The organism is Streptomyces sp. SID14478 (assembly GCF_010548525.1).
Taxonomy (GTDB): domain Bacteria; phylum Actinomycetota; class Actinomycetes; order Streptomycetales; family Streptomycetaceae; genus Streptomyces.
The window spans coordinates 1-1,373 of the sequence record NZ_JAAGMG010001404.1 but is presented as its reverse complement, the minus strand read 5'-3'; the positions used below and the strand labels follow the sequence as shown (position 1 = coordinate 1,373).

Genomic DNA, 1,373 nt, shown 5'->3' with positions numbered 1-1,373 from the left:
GGTCCGCGCCGCCGGCCACCCGCGCACCGTGCAGGTCCTGGTCGCGCTGGCCGCCGCGCACCCCGACCCGGCGCTCGCGAAGGCCGTGCGCCGCGCGGCGTTCCAGGTCCACACGGGCGGGGCCTAGGACAGGCCCTAACGGAAGGTGTTGCACTGGGCCATGTCGCCGGTGCGGTACCCCTGGTAGAACCACTGCTGCCGCTGCTGGGCCGAGCCGTGCGTCCACGACTCGGGCGTCACCCGGCCCTGGAACTTCTCCTGGATCCGGTCGTCTCCGACCGCCGCGGCCGCGTCCAGACCGTCACGGATGTCCGCGTCGGTCAGCTTCGTGATGAGCGGCCGGCCGGTCGACTCGTCCGGCGTGGTGGTCGCGTGGCGGGCCCACACGCCCGCGTAGCAGTCGGCCTGCAGCTCGACCTTCACCGCGTTGCTGTTCTGGCCCGTGCGCCCGTCCTGCGAGCGCTTCAGGGTGCCCATCAGGTTCTGCACGTGATGCCCGTACTCGTGCGCCACGACGTACGCCTGCGCGAAGGGCCCGCCGCTCGAACCGAACTTGCTGCGCAGCTCGTTGAAGAAACCGAGGTCCAGATAGACCTTGCGGTCGCCGGGGCAGTAGAAGGGGCCGACCGCCGAGGTGGCCCGCCCGCACGCCGTCGTGACCTGATTGGTGAAGAACACGGTGGACGCGGGCGTGTAGGTGCCCTGCCGGCGCGGGAACTCCTGGCGCCAGTAGTCCTGCACGCTGTTGACCACGGCGACGATCCGGCAGTCCTCCTTGGCGTTCGCGTCCGATCCCGTACGGCACTGCTGCTGCACCTGCGCCGCACTCGACACCGACGTCGCGGGCGTACCGCTGCCGTCCGAGGAGAGCCCGAACTCGTTCGTGCCGAAGAAGAGCCCGAAGAAGAGCGCGAGCAGCCCGGCGAGACCGCCGCCGATGGTCGCCTTCCCTCCGGGGACCCGGCTGCCGCGCACGTCCTGGACCTCCGAGGTGTCCAGATTGGCGTCGTCGTCGAACTGCATGCCCGTACCGCCTAGTCGCCGAGAGCCGAGATCTAGAGTCAGAATCGACCACTTCATCCTGGTACGCACCCGCGCACACGGCCCGGACCGAGGGCCGAACGGGGGAACACGCGTCCCCGCTCCCGCCGTGTCGCCGCCGCCCGGGAACCCCCTCCCCGACCCGCCGCTACGCTCTGCGCCTGATTCATGGCCGATGGTGAGGAAGGGGGGCGTGATGGCGGTCGTACCGCTCGACGGGGCAACAGAGGCAGGCCCCGTGCGGCCGCCCGTACGGCACGCGCCGCGGCCTCCCGGCCCCACGCCACGCCGCACGCGCCCGGGCCGCGTCCTGCCGCTCGCGGCCGCCCTGC

1 protein-coding gene is annotated in these 1,373 nt (G+C 72.0%); it reads right to left on the bottom strand.

All coding sequences use genetic code 11. The annotated features are described in order from the left end of the window. Window positions 1–135: 135 nt before the first annotated feature. On the bottom strand, window positions 136–1,023 hold the full coding sequence (locus G3I40_RS44585; protein WP_164560489.1) for a neutral zinc metallopeptidase: 888 nt from the start codon (window positions 1,021–1,023) through the stop codon (window positions 136–138). Window positions 1,024–1,373 lie beyond the last annotated feature (350 nt).

Excerpts from the sequence above, each read along its gene's own strand:
- G3I40_RS44585 (WP_164560489.1), bottom strand. The coding sequence starts at position 1,023 with ATGCAGTTCGACGACGACGCCAATCTGGACACCTCGGAGGTCCAGGAC.